The sequence below is a fragment of the Rothia sp. QJM3NY_36 genome, assembly GCF_056173115.1.
Genome location: NZ_CM149658.1, coordinates 767,097 through 791,595 on the forward strand (window position 1 = coordinate 767,097; position 24,499 = coordinate 791,595).

23 protein-coding genes are annotated in these 24,499 nt (G+C 72.4%); 16 read left to right on the forward strand and 7 right to left on the reverse strand.

All coding sequences use genetic code 11. The annotated features are described in order from the left end of the window. Window positions 1–130 precede the first annotated feature (130 nt). From infB to AC0VXQ_RS03345, 4 genes are all read left to right on the forward strand, one after another. Complete coding sequence (infB, locus tag AC0VXQ_RS03330) at window positions 131–3,019, forward strand: translation initiation factor IF-2 (protein ID WP_133566212.1); 2,889 nt, start codon at window positions 131–133, stop codon at window positions 3,017–3,019. 178 nt (window positions 3,020–3,197) lie between these two features. Next, a complete protein-coding gene (rbfA, locus tag AC0VXQ_RS03335; RefSeq protein ID WP_081046357.1) occupies window positions 3,198–3,761 on the forward strand; it encodes a 30S ribosome-binding factor RbfA in 564 nt (187 codons plus the stop codon). Further along, complete coding sequence (truB, locus tag AC0VXQ_RS03340; RefSeq protein ID WP_058730231.1) at window positions 3,762–4,859, forward strand: tRNA pseudouridine(55) synthase TruB; 1,098 nt, start codon at window positions 3,762–3,764, stop codon at window positions 4,857–4,859. After that, entirely contained in the window at window positions 4,856–5,227 is a 372-nt protein-coding gene (locus AC0VXQ_RS03345) for a hypothetical protein (protein ID WP_058730230.1), read from the forward strand. The genes truB and AC0VXQ_RS03345 overlap by 4 nt, the downstream gene beginning before the upstream one ends. A gap of 167 nt (window positions 5,228–5,394) precedes the next feature. Here AC0VXQ_RS03345 and AC0VXQ_RS03350 read toward each other — a convergent pair whose 3' ends face one another. Then, window positions 5,395–5,538: a hypothetical protein gene (locus AC0VXQ_RS03350; RefSeq protein ID WP_165590122.1), complete on the reverse strand. Its 144-nt coding sequence runs from the start codon at window positions 5,536–5,538 to the stop codon at window positions 5,395–5,397. Further along, window positions 5,538–5,768 (reverse strand): hypothetical protein, encoded by a 231-nt coding sequence (locus AC0VXQ_RS03355; RefSeq protein WP_058730229.1) that lies wholly within the window; start codon window positions 5,766–5,768, stop codon window positions 5,538–5,540. Before AC0VXQ_RS03355 ends, AC0VXQ_RS03350 begins: the two co-directional genes overlap by 1 nt. Window positions 5,769–6,157: 389 nt before the next feature. Here AC0VXQ_RS03355 and AC0VXQ_RS03360 point away from each other — a divergent pair, with 389 nt between their 5' ends. The 3 genes from AC0VXQ_RS03360 to AC0VXQ_RS03370 all read left to right on the forward strand — a co-directional run bounded on the left by AC0VXQ_RS03360 (window position 6,158) and on the right by AC0VXQ_RS03370 (window position 8,613). Continuing rightward, a complete protein-coding gene (locus AC0VXQ_RS03360; protein WP_232238422.1) occupies window positions 6,158–6,631 on the forward strand; it encodes a hypothetical protein in 474 nt (157 codons plus the stop codon). A gap of 144 nt (window positions 6,632–6,775) precedes the next feature. After that, window positions 6,776–7,633, forward strand: coding sequence for a DUF4345 domain-containing protein (locus tag AC0VXQ_RS03365; RefSeq protein WP_058730228.1), 858 nt, complete (start codon window positions 6,776–6,778; stop codon window positions 7,631–7,633). An 11-nt stretch (window positions 7,634–7,644) separates the two neighbouring features. Continuing rightward, window positions 7,645–8,613: a bifunctional riboflavin kinase/FAD synthetase gene (locus tag AC0VXQ_RS03370; RefSeq protein ID WP_058730227.1), complete on the forward strand. Its 969-nt coding sequence runs from the start codon at window positions 7,645–7,647 to the stop codon at window positions 8,611–8,613. Between the two features lie 114 nt (window positions 8,614–8,727). Here AC0VXQ_RS03370 and AC0VXQ_RS03375 read toward each other — a convergent pair whose 3' ends face one another. The 3 genes from AC0VXQ_RS03375 to AC0VXQ_RS03385 form a co-directional block, all read right to left on the reverse strand. Continuing rightward, window positions 8,728–9,561 (reverse strand): aldo/keto reductase, encoded by an 834-nt coding sequence (locus AC0VXQ_RS03375; RefSeq protein WP_475529136.1) that lies wholly within the window; start codon window positions 9,559–9,561, stop codon window positions 8,728–8,730. Between the two features lie 106 nt (window positions 9,562–9,667). Further along, on the reverse strand, window positions 9,668–10,474 hold the full coding sequence (gene mtnN, locus AC0VXQ_RS03380) for a 5'-methylthioadenosine/S-adenosylhomocysteine nucleosidase (protein ID WP_242650424.1): 807 nt from the start codon (window positions 10,472–10,474) through the stop codon (window positions 9,668–9,670). Next, complete coding sequence (locus AC0VXQ_RS03385; RefSeq protein WP_058730232.1) at window positions 10,471–10,929, reverse strand: S-ribosylhomocysteine lyase; 459 nt, start codon at window positions 10,927–10,929, stop codon at window positions 10,471–10,473. The genes mtnN and AC0VXQ_RS03385 overlap by 4 nt, the downstream gene beginning before the upstream one ends. Window positions 10,930–11,070: 141 nt before the next feature. Here AC0VXQ_RS03385 and AC0VXQ_RS03390 point away from each other — a divergent pair, with 141 nt between their 5' ends. Further along, window positions 11,071–11,451 (forward strand): hypothetical protein, encoded by a 381-nt coding sequence (locus AC0VXQ_RS03390; RefSeq protein WP_224799882.1) that lies wholly within the window; start codon window positions 11,071–11,073, stop codon window positions 11,449–11,451. Window positions 11,452–11,621: 170 nt separating this feature from the next. After that, the gene (locus tag AC0VXQ_RS03395; protein WP_058730225.1) at window positions 11,622–12,836 is read left to right on the forward strand and encodes an aminotransferase-like domain-containing protein; all 1,215 of its coding nucleotides are present in this window, start codon (window positions 11,622–11,624) and stop codon (window positions 12,834–12,836) included. Window positions 12,837–12,971: 135 nt separating this feature from the next. Here AC0VXQ_RS03395 and AC0VXQ_RS03400 read toward each other — a convergent pair whose 3' ends face one another. Further along, complete coding sequence (locus tag AC0VXQ_RS03400; RefSeq protein ID WP_081046358.1) at window positions 12,972–13,562, reverse strand: DNA-3-methyladenine glycosylase; 591 nt, start codon at window positions 13,560–13,562, stop codon at window positions 12,972–12,974. 287 nt (window positions 13,563–13,849) lie between these two features. Between AC0VXQ_RS03400 and rpsO the strand changes: the two genes are divergently transcribed. The 3 genes from rpsO to AC0VXQ_RS03415 all read left to right on the forward strand — a co-directional run bounded on the left by rpsO (window position 13,850) and on the right by AC0VXQ_RS03415 (window position 18,105). After that, on the forward strand, window positions 13,850–14,119 hold the full coding sequence (gene rpsO, locus AC0VXQ_RS03405) for a 30S ribosomal protein S15 (RefSeq protein ID WP_058730223.1): 270 nt from the start codon (window positions 13,850–13,852) through the stop codon (window positions 14,117–14,119). A gap of 291 nt (window positions 14,120–14,410) precedes the next feature. After that, window positions 14,411–16,639 carry a polyribonucleotide nucleotidyltransferase gene (locus tag AC0VXQ_RS03410; RefSeq protein ID WP_133566213.1) on the forward strand — a complete coding sequence of 743 codons (2,229 nt, stop codon included), beginning with the start codon at window positions 14,411–14,413 and terminating at the stop codon, window positions 16,637–16,639. Between the two features lie 119 nt (window positions 16,640–16,758). After that, on the forward strand, window positions 16,759–18,105 hold the full coding sequence (locus AC0VXQ_RS03415; protein ID WP_133566214.1) for a M16 family metallopeptidase: 1,347 nt from the start codon (window positions 16,759–16,761) through the stop codon (window positions 18,103–18,105). Here the strand turns inward: AC0VXQ_RS03415 and AC0VXQ_RS03420 are convergent. Continuing rightward, the gene (locus tag AC0VXQ_RS03420; protein ID WP_058731619.1) at window positions 18,102–20,060 is read right to left on the reverse strand and encodes an acyltransferase family protein; all 1,959 of its coding nucleotides are present in this window, start codon (window positions 20,058–20,060) and stop codon (window positions 18,102–18,104) included. The genes AC0VXQ_RS03415 and AC0VXQ_RS03420 overlap by 4 nt on opposite strands. Window positions 20,061–20,240: 180 nt before the next feature. Here AC0VXQ_RS03420 and dapB point away from each other — a divergent pair, with 180 nt between their 5' ends. From dapB to AC0VXQ_RS03440, 4 genes are all read left to right on the forward strand, one after another. Next, entirely contained in the window at window positions 20,241–20,996 is a 756-nt protein-coding gene (dapB, locus tag AC0VXQ_RS03425) for a 4-hydroxy-tetrahydrodipicolinate reductase (RefSeq protein WP_061225237.1), read from the forward strand. Between the two features lie 19 nt (window positions 20,997–21,015). Further along, window positions 21,016–21,630: a tetratricopeptide repeat protein gene (locus AC0VXQ_RS03430; RefSeq protein WP_061225236.1), complete on the forward strand. Its 615-nt coding sequence runs from the start codon at window positions 21,016–21,018 to the stop codon at window positions 21,628–21,630. A 23-nt stretch (window positions 21,631–21,653) separates the two neighbouring features. Continuing rightward, window positions 21,654–22,583: a 4-hydroxy-tetrahydrodipicolinate synthase gene (gene dapA, locus AC0VXQ_RS03435; RefSeq protein ID WP_058731837.1), complete on the forward strand. Its 930-nt coding sequence runs from the start codon at window positions 21,654–21,656 to the stop codon at window positions 22,581–22,583. A gap of 104 nt (window positions 22,584–22,687) precedes the next feature. Continuing rightward, window positions 22,688–24,391 carry a ribonuclease J gene (locus tag AC0VXQ_RS03440; RefSeq protein ID WP_058743681.1) on the forward strand — a complete coding sequence of 568 codons (1,704 nt, stop codon included), beginning with the start codon at window positions 22,688–22,690 and terminating at the stop codon, window positions 24,389–24,391. Window positions 24,392–24,499: the final 108 nt, after the last annotated feature.

The window sequence follows — 24,499 nt, forward strand, 5'->3', positions numbered from 1 at the left end:
TGAGTGCCGCGCGATGAGTGCTTCAGTGTGCTCTGCCCACGGCGTGCTCGCGATGCCCGCGCACCGCGAGACCCTTATACGGATTTGACCGGCCCGAGCCTGTTTCGGCTCGGACCGAGACAGGAGTAATGTGGCCAAGCCCCGCGTCCACGAGCTCGCCAAAGAGCTCGGCATCCCCTCGAAAGAGGCCGTTGCCAAACTGCAGGAACTCGGCGAATACGTCCGAGGCGCCTCCTCCACGGTGGAGCCCCCCGTGGAGAAGAAGCTGCGCGCCGCCTTCGCGGACCGCGTGAAGAAGCAGGAGCCCGCCAAGGACTCCGCGGCCAAGGGCTCCGCCCCGAAGCCCTCCGGCGCGGGCAACCGCCCCGCCGCCACCCACAAGACGGCCGGGAAGACCGCGCCCAGCCCCGCGCAGATGGGCAAGCCCGCCGGCCAGCAGGCCCCTGCCCAGCCCGCCCCGCAGGCCAAGACCGAGCAGGGCGCCTCCGAGTCGGCCCCGTCCGCTCCGGCGCGTCCCGCGGCCAAGCCGTCCAACGCCCCCAAGCCGGGGCAGAAGCCCGGGCCCAAGCCCGGCAACAACCCCTTCTCCACCCAGCAGGGCATGAAGGGCTCCGAGGCACCGACCCCCGGTCCGCGCCCGTCCGCCTCGCGCGGCTCCGCCCCCAAGCCGGGGGCCCCGCGTCCGGGCAACAACCCCTTCGCCTCCCAGCAGGGCATGCGCGGCTCCGGTGCGGGTCGCGGGGCCGGTCAGGGTGAGCGCCGCAGCGGTCCCCGTCCCGGTGCCCCGCGTCCGGGCCAGGGCGCCGGCCAGGGCGGCCCGCGCCCCGGCGGACCCCGTCCGGGCCAGGGCGGTCCCCGCCCGGGCGGTCCGCGTCCGGCTCAGGGCGCCGGTCAGGGCGGTCCCCGTCCGGCCGCCCCGCGTCCCGGCGGCGGCAACCGCCCCAGCCCCAACATGATGCCGGCCAAGATGCCGGCCGGGGTGGGTCCGCGCGCCGGTGCGCCGGGCTCCAACCACGGCCCGCGCCGGGGCGGCCCCGGCGGCGGTCCCGCCCGCGGTGGGGCCGGTCGCGGCGGCCGGGGCAACGCCCAGGGCGCCTTCGGGCGCGGGCACTCCCGCCGCAAGCAGCGCAAGTCCAAGCAGGCCAAGCGCCACGAGCTGGAGCAGATGCAGGCGCCCACGGTGGGCGGCGTCGTCGTCCCCCGGGGCAACGGCCAGACCATCCGGCTGCGCCGCGGCGCCTCCGTCATGGACTTCGCGGAGAAGATCAACGCCAACCCGGCCTCGCTGGTGACCGTGCTCGTGCACATGGGCGAGATGGTAACCCAGACCCAGTCCCTGGATGAGGACACCTTCAAGGTCCTCGGCGAGGAGCTGGGCTACAAGGTCGAGGTCGTCTCCCCGGAGGACGAGGAGCGCGAGCTGTTCGAGTCCTTCGACATCGACCTGGAGGGCGAGCGCGAAGCCGAGACCGAGGAGCAGCTGCAGGCCCGGCCCCCGGTGGTCACCGTCATGGGCCACGTGGACCACGGCAAGACCCGCCTGCTGGACGCCATCCGGCACACCAACGTCATCGAGGGCGAGGCCGGCGGCATCACCCAGCACATCGGCGCCTACCAGATCACCACCCAGGTGGACGGCGAGGACCGGAAGCTGACCTTCATCGACACCCCGGGTCACGAGGCGTTCACCGCCATGCGCGCCCGCGGTGCCAAGGTCACCGACATCGCCGTGCTGGTGGTCGCCGCGGACGACGGCGTCATGCCGCAGACCGTCGAGGCGCTGAACCACGCCCAGGCGGCGGACGTGCCGATCGTGGTCGCGGTGAACAAGATCGACAAGGAGGGCGCGAACCCGGAGAAGATCCGCGGTCAGCTCACCGAGTACGGTCTGGTGCCCGAGGAGTATGGCGGGGACACCATGTTCGTGGACATCTCCGCCCGCCAGGGCCAGCACATCGACGAGCTGCTGGAGGCGATCACCCTGACCGCCGACGGCGCGCTGGATCTGAAGGCGAACCCGGACAAGGAAGCTCGCGGCGTGGCCATCGAGGCCAACCTGGACAAGGGCCGCGGCGCGGTCTCCACCGTCCTGGTCCAGTCCGGGACCCTGCACGTCGGGGACGCGATCGTCGCCGGTGTGGCCCACGGCCGCGTGCGGGCGATGTTCGACGAGACCGGCGCCTCCGTGGAGGAGGCCGGCCCGTCCCGGCCCGTGCAGGTGCTCGGTCTGAACACCGTGCCGCGGGCGGGGGACACTTTCCTGTCCACCGGGGAGGAGCGCACCGCCCGCCAGATCGCGGAGAAGCGCGAGGCCGCGGACCGCAACGCCCAGCTGGCCAAGCGCCGCAAGCGCGTCACCCTGGAGAACTTCGACGAAGCCGTCTCCGAGGGCAAGATGGACACCCTGAACCTGATCATCAAGGGCGACGTCTCCGGTGCCGTGGAGGCCCTGGAGGACGCCCTGTACAAGATCGAGGTCGGCGACGGGGACGAGGTCCAGCTGCGCGTGATCCACCGCGGCGTCGGCGCGATCACCCAGAACGACGTCAACCTGGCGACCGTGGACAACGCGATCATCATCGGGTTCAACGTCCGTCCGGCGGAGCGCGTGCAGGAGCTCGCGGACCGCGAGGGCGTGGAGATGAAGTTCTACTCGGTCATCTACCAGGCGATCGAGGAGGTCGAGCAGGCCCTGAAGGGAATGCTCAAGCCCGAGTACGAGGAGGTGGCCCTGGGCTCCGCGGAGATCCGCGAGGTCTTCCGCTCCTCCAAGTGGGGCAACATCGCCGGGTCGATCGTGCGCGACGGCGTGATCCGCCGCAACGCGAAGGCCCGCCTGGTCCGGGACGGGAACGTGGTCGGGGACAACCTGACCATCGAGTCCCTGCGCCGCTTCAAGGATGACGCCACCGAGGTGCGCGAGGGCTACGAGTGCGGCATCGGGCTCGGCTCCTTCAACGACATCAAGGAGGGCGACGTCATCGAGACCTGGGAGATGCGCGAGAAGCCCCGGGACTGACCCCGGGCCCCGTGCCGGCCGCAGGTCGGTGCCACTGAGCGAGCCGCCGTCGGCGCGGATTCCCAGCTGTGGGATCCGCCCGACGGCGGCTCGTCGTCCTTCGGGAGGGTCGCGGATCCACTAAACTGACAGGGGCGCACCGCACGGTGTGCCGTCGTCGTGTGCAAGGAGAAGTCCCATGGCTGATGCCGCCCGCGCCGCCCGCCTGGCCGACCGGATCAAGGTCATCGTGGCCCGCGCCCTGGAGCGACGGGTCAAGGACCCACGCCTGGGCTTCGTGACCGTCACCGACGCCCGCGTGACCAACGACCTCCAGCACGCCACCGTCTACTACACGGTCTACGGCACCGACGAGGAGAAGGCCGGCACCCGCGCCGCCCTCGAATCGGCCAAGGGCATCCTGCGCTCCGAGGTCGGCAGGAACATCACCGCCCGGCTGACCCCCACCCTGACCTTCGTGCCCGACGAGGTCCCGGAGAACGCCAGCCACCTCGAGCAGATCCTGCGCACCGCCCGCGAGCGCGACGCCGAGGTCGCCGCCTCCTCCATCGGCGCCCAGTACGCCGGGGAGGCGGACCCGTACAAGAAGGACCGCGAGGACCAGGAGCACGACGAGACCGAGCAGATCCTCGACGGCTACGACCCCGTCGAGGAGGACTTCGACGACGAGGCCGCGGCCGAGCCGGACTCCGGGACTCCGCAGGTCCGCCGAGATGAGGACTCCGCGGAGGACGCCGACTAGGTGGCACGCGGCAGCAGGGACAGCACCGGGCCCTCCGGGCTGCTCGTGGTGGACAAGCCCGCCGGGCTGACCAGCCACGACGTCGTCGCGCGCACCCGCCGCCTGGCCGGGACCCGCCGGGTGGGTCACGCCGGCACCCTGGACCCCATGGCCACCGGCGTGCTGATCCTCGGGATCAACCAGGCCACCAAGCTGCTGACCTGGATCACCGGGGAGACCAAGAGCTACGACGCCGTGATCCGGCTGGGCGCCTCCACCGTGACCGACGACGCCGAGGGCGAGACCACCGCGACCGCCCCCGCCGGGGCCGTGGAGGCCCTGGAGGACGCCGCGGTGGACGCCGCCGTGGCCGGGCTGACCGGGGACATCCAGCAGGTGCCCTCCGCGGTGTCCGCGATCAAGGTGGACGGGAAGCGCTCCTACGCCCGGGTGCGCTCCGGGGAGCAGGTGGCGCTGAGCGCACGACCCGTGAGGATCGACGAGTTCACCGTGCACGAGCGCGTGCGCACCACGGGCGCGAACGGCGTCCCGGTGCTGGATCTGTGCGTGAGCGTGTCCTGCTCCTCCGGGACCTACATCCGGGCCCTGGCCCGGGACCTCGGCGCGGCCCTGGGGGTTGGCGGGCACCTGACCGCGCTGCGCCGCACCCGCATCGGGCAGGTGGGGCTGGCGGATGTGGCGACCCTGGAGGAGCTCTCCGCGCGGCGCGAGACCGGGCAGGGGCTGCCCCTGCTGCCGCTGCAGGAGGCCGCCCGGCGGCTGTTCCGCGAGCGCCGGCTCACCGGCGCCGAAGCCACCGACGTCTCCAACGGGCGATGGATCACCCCCAGCGGGACCCGCCCCGAGGGCCAGGCGCCCGCCTCCGCGGAGTCCGAGCGGGTCAGCACGGGCGCGGGGGAGGGGATCGTTCCGGTCGCCGCGCTGAGCGCGGGCTTCGCCCCGGACGGCACCCTCGTGGCCCTGCTGCAGGACCAGCGCCGCCGCGGACGGGAGGTCGCGGTGCCCCACCTGGTCTTCGCCTCCGGGCAGCGCTTCGACGGGCCCGAAACGGGGCCCGACGCCGGCGCATCGGCCGCCGCGGGGGAGGGGGCCCCGTGATCGCCGGATACGACCTGTGGTTCTGGATCAGCGTGGTCCTCGGCGGGATCTCCGGGCTGATCTGCCTCGTGCAGTTTCTGCGGGGCAAGGCCCCGGATGACTTCTCCCAGGGGTCGGTGCTGGTGCTGGAGCTGTTCCTCATCGTGTACCTGGTCGGCTCGATCATCATGCAGATCGCCACGGACGGGCCCGCCGGGGACGCCTGGGAGTACTACGGCTACCTGCTGACCGCGATGATCATCCCCGCGGGCACCTTCATCTGGTCCCTGGCCGAGCGGACCCGCTGGTCCACCCTGATGCTCGCGGTGGCCGGACCGATCATCGCGGTCATGGTGCAGCGGATGAACATGCTCTGGTACTACTACTGACCCCAACGCCTCCAGGCTTCTGCGCGCCCGCGCCTGCGGCCGTGCGGGAGCAGGGCGTCCACGGGGCGAGGCTGCACCACCCAGCACGCGCCCCGGTGAGCCGACCGTCCCCGGAGACGGCGTCGTCGGCCAGCCCTGGGCTGCGGCGCAGACGATCTCAGGCCGCCTCAGCGCCGGTCACGCGGCCGCCGCTGGAGCTCCAGCTCGTAGACGCGCGTCCGGGCCCGGCGCAGGCCGAGGATGACGTTGATCATCAGGACAGCGGTGAGGACCTGGATGGGGAGGCCGAGGACCAGGAGGACGAGGAGCATCACTGCACCTGCCCGTTCTGCCCGTTCCGACCGGTGGCGCGCTGCCCGTCGAGGCCCTGCTGCGTCTCGAGCTCGGTGATGCGCCGCTGCGTGCCCTTCAGCTGCGCGAGCGCCCAGATGGCCACGACGAGGTTGGATGTCCCGATGATGAACGGGATGGCGAAGAGGCAGAGGACCACCAGGACACGGGGCCCGGACTGATAGGGGGAGGAGGTGGCGGCGAGGATCATGATGGGGGTCCCTCTCGGAGTGGGGGGGCTCCAGCGGCTGCGGTTCCCGGTCACGCAGCCGGAGGCGGGAGCGGCGTCGTCGCGCCGTGCATGACGGCGTGCATGAGGTTCTGCGCACCGCTGGATCTGCCGGTCGGGGGAGCGCGTACCATATTGGTGTCCTGTCGCCATCCGAGTGGATGAGGTCAGCCTACCGCCGGAATCGGATCCATGGTCGCTCGATCCGCGGATGACCAGCCTGATGCGCAGCGGCGGCGGACCCGCCGAGACCACACCCCGGGAGGCCGCGGCATCCAGCCGCGACTCCGGCACCCCTGCCGAGGCACCGCCGCCCCACCCATCGACGTCGCACGGGCCCACGGGCCCGGAAGGAAAGGCCACCCACGCCCATGAGCACCACCCCCGAGCAGCCCGGCCGGCAGCACGACGCCGCCTCGACGGCCCCGTCCCCACCGCCCGGCCCGGCCGCCAAGTCCTCCGGTCCCGGTCGGCTGCTCGTGGCGGTCTACGCCCTGTTCTCCTTGGCCGCAGGCTGCCGGGCGCTGATCCAGCTGATCTTCCGCTTCGACGAGGCCCCGGTCTCCTTCATCCTCTCCGGGGTGGCCGCCGCGATCTACGTGGTCGCGACCATCGCCCTGGCGAAGACCTCGCTGCGGGCCTACTGGGTGTCGGTGTGGACGGTGGGCATCGAGCTGGCCGGTGTGCTCGCCGTCGGGGTCCTGTCCCTGGCCGCCCCGGAGCTGTTCCCCAAGGCCTCGGTGTGGTCCCACTTCGGCTCCGGCTACGGCTACGTCCCGCTGGTGCTGCCGGTGATCGGCCTGCTGTGGCTGCGCCGGAACCGGCCCTCCACCCGCCGAGGCTGACTCGGCTAACCTGATCCGCCGGGGTCGCTCCGCCGACGCGGACCCGACCCGGCGAGCATGTGCTGGCGCGCACCGCGGCCGGCGGTGCGTACCCTGGAGACATCACCGCGCGGAGCGCGGCCCCGCAGCAGAAAGGCACCGATCATGAGCACTGAGCCCCGTCCCGAGTCCTCCCGCTCCGCCGCGGGGGAGCCCGCCGCCCGCGAACCCTGGACCGCCGGGTCCGGGGAGGGGACCCGCGGCGACGCCGCCGCGGCCTCCGCCCGGGAGGCCGGCGCCGGCCGGGCCCCCGGCTCGGCCCCGCGCAGCCCCTCCCGGCAGGCCACCTCCCGGGAGGCCGCCGCCGAGCGCGGCACCGCAGCACAGGGTGGTGCAATGACTCAGCCCGGGTCCCGCGGTGCCGACGGCGCGGCCGCGACGTCGAGCCGGTCCGCGGCCGCGGCGTCGGCCCCGGCTGGTGCCAAGACCTCCGTCAAGGCCCGCCGGGGCGCGGCCGGCTCCGCCCCCTCCGGGTCCTCCCCGGCCTCCAAGGAGGACGGCAGCCCGCACGACTGGTCCCTGTTCCGCCTGGCCATCGCCGTGTACGGCGTCCTGATCATCGCCTACGGGGTGTGGCAGGTCCTGGCCGGGGCCGGCTCCCTGCCGGGCGGGAACCCCGAACCCGGCACCACCATCGCCTCCGCATACGGCGGGCTGGCCGCCGTGCTGTGCGGGGTCGGTGCGGCGTTCGTCGGCATCGCGATCAAGTTCCAGTGGGCCAACACCCTCAGCTTCGTGTGCTGCACCGTGTTCCTCGGCGGGATCGGGCGCGTGCTGGCCTGGGCCTTCTTCGGGCTGCCGCACTGGTCCTCGATCGTGCTGATGATCCTGGACCTGGTCATCCCGCCGTGCCTGCTCGTCTGGTACGCGTGGATCACCAAGGCCAACCGCATCCGTCGCGAGATGGCCGCCGGCCCCCACGGGGTGCGCCCGGCGGGCTCCGAGACCGCGGGCAAGCGCTAGGGGCCGCGGGCGTGCAGTGCTTCACCAGCCTCGGGCAGGTGCCCGAGGACTTCGGTCCCAGCGTGGTCACCATCGGCAACTTCGACGGCGTGCACCGCGGGCACGTGCGCGTGCTCTCGCAGGTGGTGGATCAGGCCCGCGCCCGGCGGGCCCGCTCGGTGGCGGTCACCTTCGATCCGCACCCGGCCCAGGTGCACCGCCCCGACCGGCCGCACCACCCGATCATGGGGTGGGACGACTGCCGGCTGCTGATGGCCGACACCGGGCTGGACGCCCTGCTGCTGCTGCCCTACTCCCTGGAGTTCGCCCGGACCACGCCCGAGGACTTCATCCGGGAGACCTTCGTGGATGCCCTGGGCGCGAAGGCCGTGGTGATCGGCGCGGACGTGCGCTTCGGCCGAGACAACGCCGGGGATCTGGAGACCATGCGGGAGCTGGGCCGCCGGTACGGCTTCGACGTCGTCGTGGTGGAGGATCTCGCCGCCGACGGCGAGGGCGGGGAGGAATCCCGTCGCTTCTCCTCCACCTGGATCCGGGAGCTGCTGGCCGCCGGCGACGTCGAGGAGGCCGCGCGGCTGCTGGGTCGGCACCACCGGATGAGCGGGGAGGTGGTGCACGGGGCGGCCCGCGGACGCGAGCTGGGCTTCCCCACCGCCAACATGGCCCCGGATTCGGACGGGCTGGTCCCGGCGGACGGGGTGTACGCCGGGTGGCTGTTCGATGAGGCCGGCACCCGCTGGCCGGTGGCGATCTCGGTGGGCTCCAATCCGACCTTCGAGGGTGTGTCCCGGCAGGTGGAGGCCCACGTCATGGACCGGCCGAAGGAGCGGGTGGAGGACTTCGACCTATACGGGCAGCACGTGCGCCTGGAGTTCGTGGCGCACCTGCGGCCCATGGTGGCCTACCGGGGCATGGAGGCCCTGATCGAGCAGATGCACCAGGACGTGGCCGACGCCCGCTGCGCCCTCAACCTGCCCTAGCCCCCACCCCTACCCGCGCTCGCCCCCTGCGCCGAGTCATCACTTCCAACAGAAAATCGCGCGGATTCTCGTCGAAAGCGATGACTCGGCGCAGTAGGGAAGAGAGGAGGTGTCTCAGAACTCCTCGTGGGTGCGGGGGTCGTAGCCCTTCAGCCCGATGCCGGTGTGCGCCAGGTGCAGCTTCTGCATGTCCTCCTCGGACAGCTCCCAGTCGAACACGTTGAGGTTCTGCTCCATCCGCTCCGGGTTCGCGCTCTTGGGCAGCGGGATGATGTGGTTCTGCACGTGCCAGCGCAGCACCACCTGGGCGGGGGTGGCCCCGATCTGATCGGCGATCTGCCCGACGGCGGAGTCCTCGGCCAGCGCCTTCATCCGCCCCAGCGGGGACCAGGCCTGGGTGATGATGCGGTGCTCGTCGTGGAAGCCGCGCAGGGCCTCCTGCTGGTACTGCACCTGCACCTCGATCTGGTTGACCACGGGCATCTCCCCGGTCTCCTCCTCCAGGCGCTGCAGGTGCTCCGGGAGGAAGTTGGAGGTCCCGATCGAGCGGACCAGGCCCTGCTCGCGCAGCTCGATCATCGCCTTCCAGGACTCCACGTACAGGTCCACGCTCGGGTTGGGCCAGTGGATCAGGTACAGGTCCAGGTACTCCAGGCCGAGCCGACGCAGCGACTCCTTGCAGGCGGCCAGGGTCTTGTCGTACCCGTGGTCCTTGCCGGCCAGCTTGGTCTGCACGAACAGCTTCTCCCGCTCGACGTCGGGGGAGGCGGCGCGGATCCCGCGGCCCACGCCCTCCTCGTTGCTGTACTGGGCGGCCGTGTCGATCAGGCGGTAACCGCGCCGGATGGCCTCGGAGACGTTCGCCTCGGACTCGGCGTCGTCCATGGGGTAGGTCCCGTAGCCGATGGCGGGGATCTCGTGTCCGTCGCGCAGGACGTGGTGGTTCATGGTGTTCTCTCCTCTCCGGTCGCCGCGGGGTGCGGCGGCGGTGGTCGGTGGTCGGGCGCGGGGCGCGCCAGGCCTCGGGTCGGTGGTGCGGGGGCTCAAGGCCCGCTCAGGCGGCGTCGAGCAGGGCCAGGACGGTGCGGGCGGAGCGCTCGGCGACGATCTCCACGGCCAGGTGGAAGTCCTGATCCGCGGCCGGTCCGCACAGATCCGAGATCCCGCGCACGGACAGGAACGGCACGCCGTACCCGGCGGCGACCTGGGCGATCGCCGTGGTCTCCATGTCCGTGCTCAGCGCCCGCGGGAAGGCCTGTCGGGTGTCGGCGACGTTCGCGGCGGTCACGAAGGAGCCGCCGGCCAGCATCGGCCCGAAGCGCCGGACGCCCTCCTCCTGGGCGGGCAGGGCGCGGGCGGCGGCCAGCAGGTCCTCGTCCCCGGGGTAGCTCGCCGGCATCCCGGGCACCTGCCCGCGCACGTAGCCGAAGGCGGTGGCATCCGCGTCCGTGTACGCGTAATCGGTGCCCACCACGACGTCGCCGACCTCCACCTCCGCGTGCAGGCCCCCGGCCGAGCCCGCGGAGACCACGGCCCGGGGCCGGGCCAGCAGGAGGGCCGCGGCGGCCGCGCTCGCGGCGTTGGCCAGCCCGATGCCGGTGCGCACCAGCAGAATCGTCTGAGCACCGCAGCGCAGGGCGGTGGCGCGGGCGTGGCCCAGCCGGACCGGCTCGGCCAGGGCCGTGCCGCGGTCCAGGAAGGGCGCCTCCTCTTCATCCATCGCCACCAGGACGACGGCGCCGCCGCGCAGGGCCGCCGCGGTCTCCGGGTCGAGCGGCGAAGGCGCCGCGGCATCGGCGGCGGGGGCCGTCGGTTCGACGTCGGCAGCTGCCGTCGACCGCGTGTGCTCCTGCTGGCTCACGCGTAGACCTCGTCCCAGGAGTCCCGGGCGGCCAGGAAGCCGCGCACGGCCTCCTGCGCCCCGGCCAGGGAGTGGTTCGCGCCCCAGCCGCACTGGGTCTCGTTGGCCGCGGGAACCTCGTCGGCGGCCAGGATGTCCCGGAAGGTAGCCTCCAGGATCGGGGCGAACCGCTCCGGCTCCAGGCCCAGGGTCAGCGCGTAGAAGCCGGTCTGGCAGCCCATGGGGGAGAAGTCGATCAGCGCGTCCGTGTGGTTGCGCATGTGCTCGGCGCTCAGGTGCTCGATGGAGTGCACCGTCTTCATGTCCAGGTGGTCCCGGTTGGGCTGGGTGAAGCGGACGTCGTACTTGATCAGCACGTCCCCTCCCGGCAGCTCCTTCCGGTCCGCGATCCGCACGTAGGGGGCGGCCACCTTGGTGTGGTCCAGGTTGAAGGATTCGACGTTCATCTTCTGCATGCTCCCCATTGTCCCGCATCCGCCCTGTCCCGCATCCGCCGCTTCGCGCGCGTGGCGCTCGCCGCAGTCGGTGGCCGCAGGGGGCGCGGGTGGGATATACCGGAGGGTGAGCACCGTTCGCCCGACCCCCAGGAGACACCCATGTCCGCTCTGACCAAGACCCTCGGCCCGACCCTGACCTCCGCCACCGGACTGATCGGCGGCTACTCCGTGGCCCGGGCCACCGGCAACCGCCCCCTGGGCGGGGCCGTGCTGGCGGTGGCCGGCGCGGCGGCCTTCCGCGGCTGGAAGCGCAACGCCGGAGCCGGGCGGGCCGCGCTGCTGACCGGCGCGTACACCGCCGCCTTCGGCCTGTCCCACCCGCTGGCCAAGAAGATCGGCGCCTGGCCCTCCGTCTACGCCGTCACCGGCGCCGTCGCCCTGGCCTCCCTGACCCTGGGCAAGGCCCGGAAGAAGAGCTCCTTCGAGCTGGTCACCGAGAACATCAAGCACGCCGCGAAGCAGGCGAAGAAGGGCAAGTAGGGCACAGCCCGCTCGACGTCGCCGAGGCGGCGCCGCGGCCGCCGTCCTCCCCTGGGGGGCGGCGAGCGCGGCGCCGCCTCCGCGCATCCCCCGGGGGAATGGGCGGCTGCGGCCGGGGCTACAGTGGGAGGGCACACACGCCGTCGCCCTCGAAGGAGGACTCCAGGATCATGACCGCCCCGCATCCCGAGTTCAGTCCCCGCATGTCCCGCGCCTTCGCCCAGACCGAGGACTCCCCGGTCCGGGCATTGCTGGATCTGGTGAGCCGCCCCGGGGTCATCTCCTTCGCCGGCGGCATCCCGGATCCCGCGTTCTTCGACCTGCCGGCCATCCGCGCGGCCTACACCGCGGCCCTGGAGAAGCCGGAGCGGGCCCTGCAGTACTCCTCCTCGGAGGGCGAGCCGGACCTGCGCGAGGCGATCGCCCGGAAGATGACCGCCGAGGGCGTGCCCACGGGGCCGGGGGACCTGATCATCACCACCGGCTCCCAGCAGGGCCTGACCCTGCTGGGCCAGGTCATGTGCGATCCCGGGGACGTGATCCTCGTGGAGGACCCCACCTACCTGGCGGCGCTGCAGACCTTCGGGCTGGCCGGGGCGCGGTTCGTCGCGGTGGAGTGCGACGACGACGGCGTCGTCCCGTCCGCCCTGCGCGCCGCGATCGCCGAGCACGATCCGAAGCTGGTGTACCTGATCCCCAGCTTCCAGAACCCCAGCGGGCGCACCATGAGCGAGGACCGGCGCCGCGCCGTCGCCGACGTGCTGCTGGAGACCGGCGTCATGCTGGTGGAGGACGACCCGTACTCCGCGCTGCGCTACGACGGCGAGCCGATCCCGACCATCGCCTCCTTCGAGGGCATGGCCGCGCAGACGGCGCTGCTGCAGACCTTCTCCAAGTCCGTGGCCCCCGGCATCCGGCTGGGGTGGGCGCGGGTGCCGGCAGGGATCCGGGACGCGATGGTCGTGGCCAAGCAGGCGATCGACCTGCACAGCTCGACCGTGGACCAGCTGGCCGCCGTGCACTACCTGACCCACCCCGAGACCCACATGGATCCGACGGAGAAGCTGGAGACCTACCGGGCCCGCCGGGACGCGATGGTCCGGGAGCTGCCGCGGGCCCTGCCGGAGGGGACCCACGTGACCCACCCGATCGGCGGGATGTTCCTGTGGGCCGAGCTGCCCGAGGGCTGGGACACCGACGCGCTGCTGCCCTACGCGATGGCCGAGGGCGTGGGCTTCGTGCCGGGCAGCTCCTTCCACGTGGACACCTCGATCCGCAACACCATGCGCATCTCCTTCGTGACCAACCCGGAGGAGGACATCGTCGAGGGCGTGACCCGCCTGGCCCGCGCGGTGCAGCGCTACCGCGCCGAGCAGCCCAGCTGACCCGCCCTCACCTCACCCCCTCGCGTCTGATCCCAGCGCCGAGTCATCACTTTCGACCAGGAAATCCGCGATTTTCGGTCGACAGTGATGACTCGGCGCGGGTTTGGGGGCGCACGGGGAAGGGAGTGGGCGGGGTCAGGAAACGGCCGTGCGGCGGGTGCGGGGGCTGGTGACCGTCGGGTCCCCGGGGATCCAGAAGCGCAGCGGGGCCTCGGCGTTCTTGGTGATGCCGATGCGCCGACCCCGCACCCACTCCACCCGGTGCGTCGGGGCGTGCAGCGCGAACTCGGGGGAGCGGGCATCCGGGGCCAGGGAGAGCGCGGCGCCGTCGTCCTCCAGGCTCAGGCCCAAGCAGGCGCCGACGTTGCCGGGCCCGCGGGCCAGTCCGGCGTCCTCGGGCCTCTCCCCGCGGCGGGCGCGCACGACGTCGACGCCGTCCATGACCTCGCCCGCGCGCATCAGCACCCCGCCCGCGGTGCCCTCCGGGGAGCACACCAGGTTCCCGGCCCGGTGGATGCCGTAGGAGGCGTAGACGTACAGGTGCGCGGGCGGGCCGAACATCGTGCGGCACCGCGGGGAGGGCCCCTTGTACGCGTGCGACGCCGGATCCGCGGTGCCCAGATACGCCTCCACCTCGGTCAGACGCAGGGCCACCGGGCCCCGGCGGATCACCGCGCCCAGCAGCTGCGGGGCCACGACGTCGGCGGGCTGGGAGAAGTCGATCATGGCGCCCATGCTCTCACGCGCCAGGTGCGCAACGCCGAGCCGTCACGGACGCGGCCCGGGCGCGGCCCATTCCCCACGGGGATGACGGCTCGACGCACCGGGGCCGCCCCTTCCCCCGGCACCGCGCATCCGGTAAGATGGAAAGGACGTCTGGCTGCAGTCCGCGGTTGCCAGGCGCCCCGTCCCCAGCCTCGCCGGTGCGTCCGGCGTGCGGCGACGGGTGGGGTACCCGGCGGCGAACACGCCGTATCGGGACGTTCGCGGCACAACGCTCGAGGAGCAATCCCATGTCACTGGATCCCGCCGTCAAGCAGGAGATCATCAAGGAGTACGCGACCCACGAGGGCGACACCGGTTCGCCCGAGGTCCAGGTCGCCGTCCTGACCCGTCGGATCACCGATCTGACCGAGCACCTCAAGTCCCACAAGCACGACCACCACTCCCGTCGTGGTCTGATGATCCTCGTCGGTCGCCGCCGCAACCTGCTCGGCTACCTGCGTCGGATCGACGTCGAGCGCTACCGCACGCTCATCCAGCGTCTGGGCATCCGCCGCTAGTCCACCCGGACCTCTCGGCGCAGGAGTCCTCACGGGACGCGCCGCACGGCGCGTCCCGTGAGCGCATCCGCCCCCCCGGGCCGCGGGCCCGGGAACCGCGCGCCCCATCGGGGTGCGGGCGCGAGCCGTCGCAAGTCCTCGGTAGTGGCCTCCGGACACCCGCCCCTCATCCACGCGGATGAGGCGGCGCACCGTCCGTGGGCCTCGATCGAAGGCTTGGAAGCTCCCCCGCACCCGACGATGGGCCTCGCCCGCGCGAGCATCATCCATCGAAGGAAAGGAAGGTGACCCATGGAGGGTCCCGAGATCCAGTTCGCAGAAGCCGTCATCGACAACGGCAGGTTCGGCCAGCGCACCGTGCGCTTCGAGACCGGCCGGCTGGCCCAGCAGGCCGCCGGCTCCACCCTGGTGTCCATCGACGACGACACCACCATGCTCTCCGCCACCTCCGTGGGCAAGCACCCGCGTGAGGGCTTCGACTTCTTCCCGCTGACGGTGGACGTCGAGGAGCGCATGTACGCCGCCGGGCGCATCCCCGGCTCCTTCTTCCGCCGCGAGGGCCGCCCGTCCACCGACGCGATCCTCGCCTGCCGCCTGATCGACCGCCCGCTGCGCCCGGCCTTCGGCAAGGGCATCCGCAACGAGGTCCAGGTGGTCGTGACCGTCCTGAGCATCGACCCGGACGAGATCTACAACACCGTGGCCATCAACGCCGCGTCCATGTCCACCACGCTGTCCGGCGTGCCCTTCCAGGGCCCGGTCGGCGGGGTGCGCATCGCCCTGATCGACGGCCAGTGGGTCGCGTTCCCCAAGCACTCCCAGCTGGCCGACGCCGTGTTCGACATGGCCGTGGCCGGGCGCATCGTCACCAAGGCCGACGGCACCCAGGACGTCGCGATCATGATGGTCGAGGCCGAGGCCACCGACGAGTCCTGGAACCTCATCCAGGACGGCGCCCAGGCGCCCACCGAGGAGATCGTCGCCGAGGGCCTGGAGGCCGCCAAGCCCTTCATCAAGGCCCTGTGCGAAGCCCAGGCGGACCTCGCCTCCCGCGCCGGCAAGCCCGCGATGGACCTGCCCCGCTTCGGCGGATACGGCGACGACATCGCCGCGGCCGTGGAGTCCTACACCGAGCAGATCCGCGAGGTCTACTCGATCGCCGGCAAGCAGGAGCGCGAGCAGGCCTCCGCGGATCTGCAGCAGCGGATCCAGGAGGAGCTGGCCGGTGAGGGCAAGGAGTACGAGGAGCGCCTGGATGAGGTCAACGGCGCCTTCAACGCCCTGACCAAGAAGATCGTGCGCCAGCGCATCCTCACCGACCAGGTCCGCATCGACGGGCGCGGGCTGACCGACATCCGCCAGCTCACCGCCGAGGTCGAGGTCCTGCCGCGCGTGCACGGCTCCGCGATCTTCGAGCGCGGGGAGACCCAGATCATGGGTGTGACCACGCTGAACATGCTCAAGCTCGAGCAGACCATCGACTCCCTGTCCCCGGTCAAGGTCAAGCGCTACATCCACCACTACAACTTCCCGCCGTACTCCACCGGCGAGACCGGCCGCGTGGGCTCGCCCAAGCGCCGCGAGATCGGCCACGGCGCCCTGGCGGAGCGGGCCATCACCCCGGTGCTGCCCTCCCGCGAGGAGTTCCCCTACGCGATCCGCCAGGTCTCCGAGGCGCTGGGCTCCAACGGCTCCACCTCCATGGGCTCGGTGTGCGCCTCGACCCTGTCCCTGCTCAACGCCGGTGTGCCGCTGCGCGCCCCGGTGGCCGGCATCGCCATGGGCCTGGTCTCCGACGAGGTCGAGGGCCAGACCCGCTACGCGGCGCTGACCGACATCCTCGGCGCGGAGGACGCCCTGGGCGACATGGACTTCAAGGTCGCCGGCACCAAGGACTTCGTGACCGCGATCCAGCTGGACACCAAGCTGGACGGGATCCCCGCCTCCGTGCTGGGTGCGGCCCTGAAGCAGGCCCGCGAGGCGCGCCTGCACATCCTGGATGTGCTGACCGCGGCGATCTCCGAGCCGGATGAGATGAGCGAGTTCGCCCCGCGCATCATCACCGCGCACATCCCCGTGTCCAAGATCGGCGAGGTCATCGGGCCCAAGGGCAAGATGATCAACCAGATCCAGGAGGACACCGGCGCGGACATCACCGTGGAGGACGACGGCACGATCTACATCGGCGCCGTGGACGGCCCCTCGGCCGACGCCGCCCGCTCCGCGATCAACGCGATCGCCAACCCGCAGGTCCCCGAGGTGGGGGAGCGGTACCTGGGCACCGTGGTCAAGACCACGACCTTCGGCGCCTTCGTGTCCCTGACCCCCGGCAAGGACGGCCTGCTGCACATCTCCGAGCTGCGCAAGCTCAACGACGGCCAGCGCGTGAACGACGTCGAGGACGTCGTCTCCGTGGGCCAGAAGGTCCAGGTGGAGATCACCAAGGTCGACGACCGCGGCAAGCTCTCCCTGGCCCCGGTCGTCCTGGATGAGGACGAGCAGGAGGGGGACGAGCAGTAGCTCGCCCGCCCGCCGGCACCGGCCCCGGTCCGCGCGCTGAGCCCAGCGCCGCGGCCCGGGGCCGTTGCACGCCCGCACCCCGCACCATCCCCGCCCCACCACCGAGAGGATTCCCACCCGTGCCCTTCGATCTGCCCCTTGACGCCGCCTCGCTGACCCAGGAGCGCGCGCACCGCACCGGCCGCCTCGTCTGGGCCGGACAGGGCGGCAACGAGGTCCGCCGCTCCGTGCTGCCCGGCGGGGTCCGGGTGATCACCGAGCGGATGCCCGGTCAGCGCAGCGTGGCGGTGGGCTACTGGGTGGGCGTCGGCTCCCGGGACGAGCGCCCCGGGATGCTCGGCTCCACGCACTTCCTGGAGCACCTGCTGTTCAAGGGCACCCGCACCCGCTCCGCCCTGGACATCGCGCAGGCCTTCGACGCGGTGGGCGGGGAGTCCAACGCCCTGACGGCCAAGGAGCACACCTGCTACTACGCCCACGTGCTCGGGGAGGACGCGCCGATGGCCGCGGAGGTCATCGCGGACATGACGGCCGCCGCCGTCCTGGATCCGCGGGAGATGGAGCAGGAGCGCGGGGTGATCCTGGAGGAGCTGGCCATGGACCAGGACGACCCGATGGATGTGGCCTTCGAGCGGTTCACCGGGCAGGTCATGGGCGAGCACCCCCTGGGCCGGCCCATCGGCGGCACCCCGGAGGAGATCCGGGCGGTGGCCCGGGACGCCGTGGCCGAGCACTACCGCCGCCACTACACCCCGGATCGCCTGGTCGTCTCCGCGGCGGGGAACCTGGAGCACGGGGAGTTCGTCGGCTGGGTGCAGCGGGCCCTGACCGAGGCCGGCTGGGACCTGGGCGACGACGCCGCCGTCCCGGCAGCGCGCCGGGTGCGCCGCCCCGCCGCGCTATCCCCGCTGCTGGGCACCGAGACCGTGCGCCGCGACGTCGAGCAGGCGCACGTGCTGGTGGGCTCCACCGGGCTGATCGCAGGGCATGAGCAGCGCTTCGCGATGTCCGTGCTCAATGCCGCCCTGGGCGGGGGCATGTCCTCCCGGCTGTTCCAGGAGATCCGGGAGCGCCGGGGCCTGGCCTACTCCACGTTCTCCTACGCGGGCTCCTTCTCCGACGCCGGGTACTTCGGCCTGTACGCCGGGTGCGCCCCGGCCAAGGCGGAGCAGGTGCGCACCCTGATGCGCGCGGAGCTGGAGCGGCTGGCCGAGCACGGCATCGGCGAGGCCGAGCTGGCGAAGGTCGCCGGGCAGCTGGGCGGGTCCACGGTGCTGGGCAGCGAGGACGTGGCCTCGCGGATGTTCCGGCTGGGCCGCTCCGAACTGGACACCGGCCGCTTCCTGCCCCTGGACGAGCTGCTGGCCGAGCTGCGCGCGGTGACCGCCGAGCAGGTGCAGGCCCTCGCCGCGGACCTGGCGGAGCGACCGACCGTGATCACCCTGGTGATGCCCTCCGGCGCCTAAGACCCGCCGGTCTCCCGCTGCAGGTCCGTCTGCGCCGTCTTGACCGCATCCGCGATGGTCTGGGCGTAGAGCCGCTGGCCCTCCGGCTGCGGGTGCACGCCGTCGGAGACCAGCAGCTCGGGCTTGCCGTCGGAGGCCTTCGCCCAGTCCGCCACCTCGATGCGCGGCTGCTTCGCGGCGGCCTCGCGCTCCACGTCGTTGGACTGGTCCACCCAGGTGAGGTTCTCCGGGGCCTGGCCGGTGACCAGCACGATCTGGCGGACCTGCCCGGCCTCGGCGATGTCGGTGAGCTGCTGGATGTCATCCGGGGTGATCGCGGAGTTGGTGGACAGGGAGATCACCACGATCCGGCGCAGCTGCCCGGACTTCTGCTCCTCGCGCAGCAGCTGGATCCCGGCGTCGATGGTGCGGGAGACCTTCGCGTCGATGGCGATTCCGGGCAGCTTCTCCTGCAGGGCCTGGGCGGAGGCCAGGGTCACCGAGTCCCCGATCATCGTTACGTCCTGCCCGCCCGGGGCCGGGTGGTACGCGCCGTCCTTCTCCTCCTTCCCACCTGCTGAGGCGGAAGCCGATGCCGACGCCGACGGCGAGGCCGAGGCGCTGGGGGAGGGCTGGATGCTCAGCTGCTGCTCGCCCTCGGCCACCACCCGCTCGGCCTCGGTCTGCTCGGGGGCCTGGACGCAGGCCACCGCGGTGCCGGCCACCAGCAGACCCGCAGCCCCCAGGGCGGCGGCGGTGGCCCAGCGGCGTCGACCCGGGAAGCCCAGATTCGCCAGCAGGTCCCGGGAGGCCCCGAGGAAGCCGCGGCGGCGCACGGGGTTCTCCAGGAAGCGGTAGGAGGCCGCGGCCACCGCCGTGGTCAGCACCAGCACGACGATCCCGCGCGCGGTGGCGGAGGCCTGCGGGGCGGCGTAGTGGGCCAGGACCATCAGCGGCCAGTGCCACAGGTACAGCCCGTAGGAGCGCCGCCCGATCCACACCAGCGGCGGCAGGCTCAGCAGCCGCCGCAGCCACTCCGCACCCAGCCCCCGCACATCCGGCAGCAGCGCCTGGATCAGCCCCAGCCCCAGCAGGGACGCGCTCAGCAGGCCCCACGGGAACAGCACCCCGGGGTGCTCCTCACTGAGCAGGCGCGCCGCGACCGGCAGCAGGGCCAGGCTCGCCCAGCCCACCAGGATCCGCGCGGCGTTGCGTCCGGGGGAGTAGGCCGCGTCCAGCCGGGGGATCCGGTAGCCGGGCTTCGGCGGGTACATGGACCAGGGGATCAGCAGGGCCAGGCACGCCCCGAGCATCAGTCCGAAGGCGTGGGTGTCCAGGCCGTAGTACACCCGGTCGGCGCTTCCGGTGACCCAGAACAGCACGAGCATCGCCAGCAGGGAGGCCGCGGCCAGCGCCGCGGGCACCAGGCGCCGACGCCGCCAGGTGTCCGCCAGCAGGCAGGTCAGCACCAGCAGCACCGGCCAGGCCAGGTAGAACTGCTCCTCCACGCCCAGGGACCAGAAGTTGGTGAACACCTCGGGGTTGGTGTCCCGGAAGTAGCCGTTGCCCGCGGCGATGTTGGTCCAGTTGGCGGTGTACGTCAGGGCGCCGAGCACCTGGCGGCGCAGCTGCACCGCGGCGTCCCCGCCCACCAGCCAGGCCAGGCAGGAGCACACCAGCACGCACAGCACCATCGCCGGGACCAGCCGGCGCAGCCGGCGCATCCAGAACTGCGGCAGATGCATCTTCCGGGTGTAGGCGGCCTCGCGCAGCAGCAGCGCGGTGATGAGGTACCCGGAGATCACGAAGAACAGGTCCACCCCGATCAGCCCGCCGGGCAGCGCCTGGGGCCACAGGTGGAACACGACGACGCCGATCACCGCCAGGGCCCGCAGGCCATCCAGGCCGCGCAGCACGAACCGGGGATCTCCTGCCTGCGGCGGCACCGGGGTGGAGAAGGGGTTCGGGTTGTGCATCGGGGAAGGACGTCCTGACCGGGGGAGGGGTGAAAGCGATCGTGACCATCGTAGTCGCCGGGTCCGCCCCGCGCGGGCAGCCGCGCCACCGTGACGCGCCGGCCCCTGACGGAAGCGCTGCAGCGCCGAGCCCGGCCCGCGCCCGCTGCGGGGGCGCGGCGGCACGATAGGCTGGCGGACATGACTGAGCGAATCACCGTGGCCGTGCTGGGCGCGGCCGGACGCATGGGCTCCCAGGCCGTCACCGTCATCGAGCAGGCCCCGGACCTGCAGCTGGTAGCCGCCCTCGGCTCGGGGGACTCCCTCGAGGAGCTGATTGAGGCCGCCCCCGAGGTCGTCGTGGACCTCACCGTCCCGCAGGCCACCGAGGACAACGTCGCCTTCGCCGTGGACCACGGCATGCACGCGGTGGTCGGCACCACCGGGTGGGATGCGGCCAAGCTCTCCGCGCTGCGCGAGCGCCTGGTCGCCCACCCCGAGCTCGGGGTGCTGGTGGCGCCGAACTTCGCGATCGGGGCGGTGCTGGCCGAGCGCTTCGCCGCGGTCGCCGCCCGCTACTTCGACTCCGCCGAGGTCGTGGAGCTGCACCACCCGGATAAGCTCGACGCGCCCTCCGGCACCGCCCGGCACACCGCCGAGGCCATCGCCGCCGCCCGCGAGCAGGCAGGCCTCGGCCCCGTGCCCGACGCCACCGCCAGCGATCCCGACGGGGCGCGCGGGGCCGTGGTGGACGGCATCCACGTGCACGCGGTGCGCCTGCGCGGACTCGTCGCCCACGAGGAGATCCTCCTGGGGGATCCCGGCCAGCAGCTCACGATCCGCCACGACTCCTTCGACCGGGCCTCCTTCATGCCCGGGGTGCTCCTGGGTATCCGGAAGGTCCGCGAGGTTCCGGGCCTGACCCACGGGCTCGACGGCTTCCTGGACCTGGACTGAGCCGGGCGGGCACCCCCTCGTGAGATCCCTGCGCGCCTTCACGGCCCTGGCCTGCCTGCTGCTGCTGGGCACCGTCTGGCTGCTGCCCCTGCCCGCCGCCACCCGCCTGGGCATCACCGTGGTCCTCGTCCTGTGCGGGGTCTTCGTCCTCGTGGACTCCACCGGCAAGGGCCGCACCTTCGCCGCGATCACCGTCGCCCTGCTGGTCCTGTACCTGGGGGTCACCGCCCAGCGCGGGGTGCTGCTGCTGCGCGGGGACGGCGGGATCCCCGGGATCCTGCTCGGCGTCGGCATGATCCTGCTGCCCGCACTCGGCGCGTGGGCCCTGGTGCGCGAGGTGCTGTTCGGGGTGCGCGTGCAGCGTCTGGGGCAGCGCCTCGGGAGGGAGGGCGGGCTGCCCGATCAGCCGCCGCGCACCGCCTCCGGGCGGATCGACCGGGAGGCCGCCGACGCCGCCTTCCCCGCCCGCCGCGCCGAGGTCGAGCGGGAGCCGGAGGACTGGAGGGCCTGGTTCCGCCTGGCCCTGGCCTACGACGCCGCCGGGGACCGCAAGCGCGCCCGCCGGGCCATGCGCGACGCTGTCGCCCTGGACCGGGGACGCCCCGCCCACCACCTGGCCGACGGCGAAGGATAGCCCCGGTGCGGTACCGTGGGAGCATGTCTGCGTCACCGGTGGAGTCCTCCCCCGAGCCCCAGCCCGTCTTCGGCCGCCTCCTGACGGCCATGGTCACCCCGTTCGCCGCGGACGGCTCCGTGGACGAGCAGGCCACCGCCGCGCTCGCGGCGGAGCTGGTGGACCGCGGCAACGACGGCCTGGTCGTGTGCGGGACCACCGGCGAGTACTCCACCATGACCGATGAGGAGAACGCCCGCGTCTTCCGCATCGTCAAGGAGGCCGTGGGGGATCGGGCCAGCGTCGTCGCCGGCGTCGGCTCCAACGACACCGCGCACACCCTGCACCTGGCCGAGCTGGCCGAGGGCGTCGGGGTGGACGGGCTGCTGGTGGTCACCCCCTACTACAACAAGCCCACCCAGGCCGGGCTGCGGGCGCACTTCTCCACCGTGGCCGACGCCGTGCACACCCCCGTGATGCTCTACGACATCCCCGGGCGCGCCGGCATCCCCATCGCCCCGGACACCTACCGGGCGCTGGCCGAGCACCCCAACATCGTGGCCGTGAAGGACGCCAAGGCGGACTTCGCCGCGGCCACCGAGGTCATGGCCACCACGGACCTGCAGTACTACTCCGGGGACGACGGGCTGACCCTGCCCTGGATGGCGCTGGGCGCCGTCGGGCTCGTCGGGGTCACCACCCACGTGGTCCCGGAGGCCTTCCGCGCGCTGATCGACGCGATCGTCGCCGGGGATCTGGCCACCGCCCAGCGCGTGCACCGACAGCTGCACCCCGTGGTCACCGCGACCATGACCCGGGTGCCCGGGGCCGTGGCCGCCAAGACCATCCTGGCCTGGCAGGGCCGGCTCGCCTCCGACGCCGTGCGCCTGCCGCACGTGGGCCCCACCGAGGAGGAGGTCGCCCGCATGCGCGCGGACCTGGCCGACTCCCCGGCCGCAGACACCCTGCGCTGAGGCGCAGACCGGACAGACCATCCATCGACCCGGCGTCGATGACATCCCCGGGCCGCCGAGCCGCCACGGCGTCGGCCGCCCCGCAACCGAACGAAAGGGGTCCCATGACCCAGATCCAGTACGACCTCCCCAAGCCGCCCAAGCTCGGCCGAGACACCCTGCGCGTGATGCCGCTGGGCGGGCTCGGCGAGGTCGGGCGCAACATGACCGTCTACGAGCTCAACGGCAAGCTGCTGATCGTGGACTGCGGGGTGCTCTTCCCCGAGGAGACCCAGCCCGGCGTGGACCTGATCCTCCCGGACCTCAGCCACATCCTGGACCGCCTGGACGACGTCGTCGCCATGGTCCTGACCCACGGGCACGAGGACCACATCGGCGCCGTGCCGTATCTGCTCAAGCGCCGCCCGGACATCCCCATCATCGGCTCGCAGCTGACCCTCGCCCTGGTCGAGGCCAAGCTGCAGGAGCACCGCATCAAGGCCAAGTCCCTCGCGGTGGTCGCCGGGGACGTGGAGGACCTCAAGCCCTTCGAGTGCGAGTTCGTGGCCGTGAACCACTCCATCCCGGATGCGCTCGCGGTGTTCATCCGCACCACGGCCGGCACCGTGCTGCACACCGGCGACTTCAAGATGGACCAGCTGCCCCTGGACGGGCGGATCACGGACCTGCGCCACTTCTCCCGCCTGGGCGAGGAGGGCGTGGACCTGTTCCTGCCGGATTCCACCAACGCCGAGGTCCCCGGCTTCACCCCCACGGAGAAGAACATCGGCGGGGTGCTCTCCTCGATCTTCCGGGACGCGCCCAAGCGGATCATCGTCGCCTCGTTCTCCTCGCACGTGCACCGCGTGCAGCAGGTCATCGACGCCGCCGCCGAGCACGGGCGCAAGGTGGCCCTGGTGGGCCGCTCGATGGTGCGCAACATGACCATCGCGGAGAAGCTGGGCTATCTGCAGGTGCCCAAGAACACGCTGATCGATCTCAAGGACGTCGAGCGGTACCGCGACGACGAGGTTGTGCTCATGTGCACCGGGTCCCAGGGAGAGCCGATGGCGGCCCTGTCCCGCATGGCCTCAGGGGACCACCGGGTGCAGATCGAGGAGGGGGACACCATCATCCTGGCCTCCTCGCTGATCCCCGGCAACGAGAACAGCGTCTTCCGGATCATCAACGGCCTGCTCAAGCTCGGCGCCAACGTGATCCACAAGGGCAACGCCAAGGTGCACGTCTCCGGGCACGCCGCCGCCGGGGAGCTGCTGTACTGCTACAACATCCTCGAGCCCGAGTACGTCATGCCGGTGCACGGCGAGGTCCGCCACCTGATCGCCAACGGCAAGCTCGCGGTGCAGACCGGCGTGCCGGAGGAGAACGTGCTGCTCGGGGAGTCCGGGATCGTCGTGGACATGAAGGACCACCGGGCCAAGATCGTCGGGGCCGTGGAGTGCGGCTACGTGTACGTGGACGGCAAGTCCGTCGGCGAGATCACCGACCAGGACCTCAAGGACCGCCGCACCCTCGGCGAGGAGGGCTTCGTCTCGATCATCACCGTGGTGGACCGCCGGTCCAAGCGCGTGGTGGCCGGCCCGGACATCCACGCCCGCGGCGTCGCGGAGGACGACTCCGTGTTCAAGTCCATCACCCCCAAGATCTCCTCCGCCCTGGAGGAGGCCCTCAAGGAGGGCGGCAAAGCGCCGAGCAACCACCAGCTGCAGCAGGTGGTGCGCCGGACCATGGGACAGTGGATCGCCCGGAAGCTGCGCCGCAAGCCCATGATCATCCCGGTGGTCGTGGAGGCCGGCAAGGACAAGTAGGAAGCCCCCGGGCCCGCGCCCAACGGTGCGGACCCGCGGTCGTGATGCGGGACCCGGACCCGCGCATCCCCTGAGACGGGGGTGCGCGGGTCCGGGTCCCGCGCGCAT